6 protein-coding genes, 1 tRNA gene and 1 riboswitch are annotated in these 5,729 nt (G+C 34.5%); of the genes, 5 read left to right on the top strand and 2 right to left on the bottom strand.

The features are described 5' to 3' along the window. Window positions 1–221: 221 nt before the first annotated feature. Window positions 222–686, top strand: coding sequence for a flavodoxin domain-containing protein (locus VIL26_04920; protein HEY8390275.1), 465 nt, complete (start codon window positions 222–224; stop codon window positions 684–686). A 9-nt stretch (window positions 687–695) separates the two neighbouring features. Here the strand turns inward: VIL26_04920 and VIL26_04925 are convergent, their stop codons facing one another. Beyond that, window positions 696–866 (bottom strand): hypothetical protein, encoded by a 171-nt coding sequence (locus VIL26_04925; GenBank protein HEY8390276.1) that lies wholly within the window; start codon window positions 864–866, stop codon window positions 696–698. 116 nt (window positions 867–982) lie between these two features. Beyond that, a complete protein-coding gene (locus VIL26_04930; GenBank protein HEY8390277.1) occupies window positions 983–2,152 on the bottom strand; it encodes an iron-containing alcohol dehydrogenase in 1,170 nt (389 codons plus the stop codon). A 337-nt stretch (window positions 2,153–2,489) separates the two neighbouring features. Here VIL26_04930 and safA point away from each other — a divergent pair, with 337 nt between their 5' ends. From safA to VIL26_04950, 4 genes are all read left to right on the top strand, one after another. Next, window positions 2,490–3,068: a SafA/ExsA family spore coat assembly protein gene (gene safA / locus VIL26_04935; protein HEY8390278.1), complete on the top strand. Its 579-nt coding sequence runs from the start codon at window positions 2,490–2,492 to the stop codon at window positions 3,066–3,068. Between the two features lie 91 nt (window positions 3,069–3,159). Then, window positions 3,160–3,256, top strand: a riboswitch (purine riboswitch). A gap of 57 nt (window positions 3,257–3,313) precedes the next feature. Then, on the top strand, window positions 3,314–4,702 hold the full coding sequence (locus VIL26_04940) for an FAD-binding protein (GenBank protein HEY8390279.1): 1,389 nt from the start codon (window positions 3,314–3,316) through the stop codon (window positions 4,700–4,702). Between the two features lie 261 nt (window positions 4,703–4,963). Then, window positions 4,964–5,053, top strand: a tRNA-Ser gene (locus VIL26_04945). A gap of 158 nt (window positions 5,054–5,211) precedes the next feature. Continuing rightward, the coding region (locus tag VIL26_04950) for a cation:proton antiporter (GenBank protein HEY8390280.1) at window positions 5,212–5,729 on the top strand (518 nt) is incomplete at its 3' end.

A 5,729-nucleotide genomic window follows, 5' to 3' on the forward strand; every position in this document is an offset into this window, starting at 1 on the left:
GTTGTTTTAAAATTTGATATTAACTAAAATCTTAACATATGTAAATATGTGCATATGAAAATATAATGAATCAAAAAGGGGATTGATTAAAATATGCGTTATTTTTCATATGTTTTTCTATGACGCATAGTATTATGAAAATTTTAATTATATTTTAATCTAATTCTTATGGATTACTGTCGCCTGCTTTTATATAATCTATTTGTATAAGGAGTAGTAATATGAATACTTTAGTAGTCTTTTCTTCAAAACATGGCACTACCAGAAAATGTGCTCAAACAATAGCTGACAGAATCAAAAGCGATCTGGTCGATTGTACCAGTAAGCAAATAAATCTAAACAATTATTCAAGAATTATTTTATGTACGCCCATTTATTTTGGTGGAATAACTGGAGAAATGAAACGCTTTTTTAAAAAACATAAAGAAGAACTAGATAAACGTTCAGTTGTTTTGTTAACCTGTGGCTTAGGCGGAGCACAAAATGCACAAGCAACTGTTGATAGATTTTTAGATAAATTCAACTTAAAAAATAAAATCAATCATGAGCATTTGGGCGGAGAGATAATGTGGGATAGCTTAAACTTTTTCGAACGCGTGATTATGAAAGCTGTCAGCAAAGAAGGTTTGGTTCCTACACTTGACGCACAAAAAATTGATAAAGTAATAAATGATTTGCTAATATAAGTGCAGCATTTAATGAGGAGCCATTACATCTTTTACCCAGCGTTTGCCTTTTAGGATATGAACAAACGAGCCTAATGAATAAAGCAATGACTCAATCATTCCAGCAATTGCCCATACAGAAAACACCCAAAATGCCATAATTAATAAAAACGACAAAAAACACGCAATGCTCAGTCCCAAAAACACACCCAAGTGTAAATTTATTTTTGGAGACATCAATATAAAGAAAATCAGGTTAAACCCAATCAGGATAAAAAATATCCATAGATTGGGAAATCCAAATAGATATTTAGACATTATAAAGCCAACTTATATATCTCTTCAATATCCTTAGTCGACAACGACACAAAATTTCCCATTTTCTTAGACTCTGTCGCTTTTTGTGCCATTTCTTTAAACTTGGTATTATCAATGCCAACTTGGCTAAGTCTTGTGGGCATACCTATTGATGTATAAAAATCTTCTAATTTTTTTATTCCTTGCAGTACAAGCAATTCCATATTTGTAAGACTGTAACTTATGCCAAAAACATTTTGGAAAAATTGCGCAAACCTTGCCACATCATGCTTATATACATATTTCATCCATGCAGGGAAGATTATAGCAAGACCTGCACCATGTGCTATATCATAAAACAATGAAAGCTGATGTTCTATTCCATGAGATGCCCAATCGCCTATTCTACCTGAATTAAGAAGACCGTTATGAGCAATAGTGCCAGTGAACATAAATTCTGCCTGAGCATTATAATCATTGGGATTTTCTAAAACCAGAGGTGCATAATGAATCAAAGTTTTCGCAGTGCCTTCTATTAATCTATCAGTCAAATCCACATTTCGTTCATTGGTAAAGTACCTTTCCATAAGATGCGCCAAGATATCGCTTGCGCCACAGCCTATCTGATATTTTGGAACGGTAAATAATAATTCTGGGTTAAGTATTGCAAACTTAGGAATAATCGCTTGGCTGTACGCGCCGATCTTGAACTTTTCGACCTCATTAGTTATAACCGAATTAGGGCTTGACTCGCTGCCCGCTGCTGCAATCGTTAAAATATTTCCGCAAGGCAACGCTTTTTGCGCTTCTTTTCCTTTTCTGTAAAAGTCTGTCCATGCATCGCCTTCATAAACTGCTTGCATGCATATTGCCTTGACAGTATCAATAACGCTTCCGCCCCCTACACCTAAAACAAAGTCAATGTTATTTTGACGTGCTACTTGAACGCCTTTTTCTACAAAGCTCCATCTTGGATTGGGTACTACTCCCCCAAGTTCTATATTATATATACCAGCTTTTTCTAAAGAATCTTTGACTTGACCTAAAAGCCCGCTTTTTTTGACTGAGCCACCGCCATAAATTATCAAAACTCTGCTTCCGTTATATTCTTTTATAAGGTCGCCTACCTGAGATTGCGTATTTTTTCCAAACACCAATTTTGTGGGATTATAAAAAACAAAGTTTTGCATAAAAACCTCCTAAAAAACGACCTAATGGTCTTTTTTATAGTAGCACAAATTGATAATTCTGACAATAGCTAAAAAATATCAATATTTTTTAAGCAATTTATATCATCTTTTTAAATGTGCATATGTGCATATATATGTTTTTTTATAAAATGTATAAATTTAATTCTATTTTGTAATATTAAAAATAAAAAAATAAGGAAGAAAAATGATGAAAAAGCTACTCAAATCTATTTATTTATCCATATTTTCGGCTTTATTATGTGTCGTTCCCCTATCATTAGATGTAACCTCATCAGCGACCGAAGCAAAAAGCCCAACAGAATATGAACTTAGCATTATGGAACCTCATATACAATATGCCATGGCTGCTCCAACCACTTATACAGTAGTAAGCGGTGATTCCATGTGGAAAATTGCAGTTAAATATGAAATTGGACTTGCCGAATTAAAAGCTGCCAATCCCCAAATAAAAAACCCTGCCCTAATTTATGTAGGTCAAAAAATCAATATTCCTGAAGCAGCTCCCTTAAAAGCTATTGAAGATGAGATTATCCGTCTTGTTAATTTGCAAAGAAGTTATAATGGATTGAGTCCCTTGACATATAACTGGCAGGTCGCACGCGTTGCACGCATCAAGTCGCAAGATATGATTAATAATAATTATTTCTCTCATTACTCGCCTGTTTACGGCTCGCCGTTTAAGATGCTGGAATCTTATGGACTCAAATTTTCTTCTGCGGCAGAAAACATCGCTTATGGTCAAAAGACTGCACAGGCTGTTATGGATGCATGGATGAATTCACCCGGACACAAAGCTAATATTTTATCCAAAACTGTAACTCAAATCGGCGTAGGCTGCGCAAAAGCCTCTAACGGAACTCTATACTTTACTCAATTGTTTATAAAACCTATATAAGGTTTTTAAATATATAAAAGCCCGACGTATTTTATTTTAGCGTCGGGTTTTTTTAATTTTTACTATTGACAAGGGTAATTTTATATTTTATTATATATTTTGGTTTAATGATTATATAAATTCACATAATGGGTGAATGTTTCTACCGGCTGCCTTAACAGTTGACTATAATCAGTGCTGATGTGCTGCATGAATTGATAGTAATTGGGGCAGTTTTTTTATGACTTTAAATAAGAGGTGAATTTATGAAAAAAGATGTGGTTATAATAGGTGCTGGTCCGGCGGGAATTTTTACCGCTTTGGAAATGTTAAAAAATAATACCAAAAAAAAGATTTTAATCATTGAAAAAGGACAACCTATTCAAAAACGTCATTGTCCAAAAAACATCACTAAGTCTTGTGTCGGCTGTAAGCCTTATTGTCATATAACCACAGGCTTTTCGGGAGCGGGCGCTTTTTCAGACGGAAAACTGTCTTTGTCATATGAAGTAGGCGGAGATTTGCCAAGCTTGATTGGAGAAGAACTTGCTCAAGAAACTATAGATTATACGGACAAAATTTATCTTGAATTTGGCGCTGATCCCAAAATTGAAGGCAAACAAAATTCTGAAGAAGTAAAAGATATAAGAAAACGTGCAATTTCCGCAGGTCTAAAGCTTGTGGATTGTCCTATAAGACACATGGGTACAGAAAAAGCCCAAAACATATATCTTGCAATTCAAAACTATCTTCTTGATAATGGCGTAGAGATATTATTTGGTTATGAATGTACCAATCTTATACTAAAAGACCAAAAATGCATGGGCATATATGTAACTGATCATAAAAATTCTTTTGAAATATATGCCGACTACACGGTTGTAGCTACAGGAAGAAGAGGCGCGGACTGGCTAGAAAAACTGTGCGAAGAACATAAGATTGCGCATGAACCAGGCGTTGTAGATATAGGCGTAAGGGTTGAAGTTCGCAACGAAATTATGGAAAGAGTGAATAATGTCTTGTACGAATCTAAGCTAATAGGATACCCTAAGCCGTTTAAAAACAAAGTGCGCACTTTTTGTCAAAATCCAGGAGGTTTTGTAAGTCAGGAAAATTATGACAATAATCTGGCTGTAGTTAACGGACATTCTTACAAGGATCTAAAATCAGAAAATACTAATCTTGCGATTTTGTGTTCGCATAATTTTAGCCATCCTTTTAACCAGCCTATTGAATACGCGCAAAAAATAGGCGAGCTTACCAATATGCTGGGAGCAGGTCATATACTTGTTCAAAGATTTGGAGATATCTTAGACGGAAAACGCACTTGGCAGCACGAACTTGCTCAAAGCAATATAAAACCCACATTGCCTGATGCTGTGGCTGGCGATATAACTGCAGCTATGCCTTATCGAACAATGGTAAATATTATCAATTTTATACAAGCTGTGGACCAAGTAGTTCCTGGTTTTGCTTCGATTGAAACTCTATTGTATTCGCCCGAACTAAAGTTTTATTCTAACCGTGTAAAAATGGATACTGACTTTAACACCAATATACAAGGACTGCATTGTCTGGGCGATTCTAGCGGATGGACACGCGGACTTATGATGGCATCAGTAATGGGCGTATTAATGGGTAGAAAGATATATTAATTTTGATTACTATATAATCAATTTTGACCGCAAGAACATTGGAATATAGGTAGTAGTTTTTTGAGCTTATGGATAACATAATAATTAATGTATAAAAATTTTTAATTTAGCTATAAAAACGCTACCATAACAGTTCTTGGTCTATAATGCTTTACTGGTAAAATTTTTGATGCAAAAAAATATTGTCAAAAACTTGCCCTAAAACTTATGATATGTTAATATAATATAGCTTTTTTATATAAATACAGATGTAGACCAAATGGAGAGGTGGTTGAGTGGTCGAAGGCACTCGCTTGGAAAGCGAGCGTATGGGAAACCATACCGGGGGTTCGAATCCCCCCCTCTCCGCCAGAAAAACGCACTTAAAATAAAGTGAAAATTAAATATCTAAAGTAAGAAAATAATTTATCTTACTTTAAAAGCGCTAATTATAGCTGATGGACAATTATGCATTATGCATCAAATTGCCGTCAGCTTTTATTTTTGTGATTAAGCAAGGAGTGATTTGAATGTTTTTTTTAAGCTTATCATTAATTCTTTTATTAGGTGTAGTTATAGATCTAGTATTTGAAAAAATCAATATCCCGTCTCTTATTGGTTTGTTACTGCTAGGACTTGGCTTAAACCAATTGGGATTGATTGATGAATCGATTCTTGAAATATCAAGCGATCTAAGAAAAATTGCACTTATTATAATTTTGCTAAAAGCAGGATTGTCTTTGGATTTTAATATCCTAAAAAGAGTAGGAAGACCTGCTATCTTAATGTGTTTCGTGCCTGCAACATTTGAAATAATAGGCTTTGCAATTTTTGGACCAATGATTCTCAATTTATCATTTGTCGAATCACTTTTAATCGGAAGCGTACTCGGAGCTGTAAGTCCTGCAATCGTAATTCAAAGAATGACCAACCTAATAGATAGAGGCATTGGAATTAAAAAAGGAATACCTCAAATGCTTATAGCAGGAAGCAGCGCAGATGATATTTATTGCATTGTTATATTTACAGCCTTAGCTGGAATGCTTGC

Source organism: Clostridia bacterium (assembly GCA_036562685.1).
Classification (GTDB): Bacteria; Bacillota; Clostridia; order Christensenellales; family DUVY01; genus DUVY01.

Coding starts and splice junctions, on each gene's coding strand:
- VIL26_04920 (HEY8390275.1), top strand. CDS start 222: ATGAATACTTTAGTAGTCTTTTCTTCAAAACATGGCACTACCAGAAAA.
- VIL26_04930 (HEY8390277.1), bottom strand. CDS start 2,152: ATGCAAAACTTTGTTTTTTATAATCCCACAAAATTGGTGTTTGGAAAA.
- safA (HEY8390278.1), top strand. CDS start 2,490: ATGGAACCTCATATACAATATGCCATGGCTGCTCCAACCACTTATACA.
- VIL26_04940 (HEY8390279.1), top strand. CDS start 3,314: ATGAAAAAAGATGTGGTTATAATAGGTGCTGGTCCGGCGGGAATTTTT.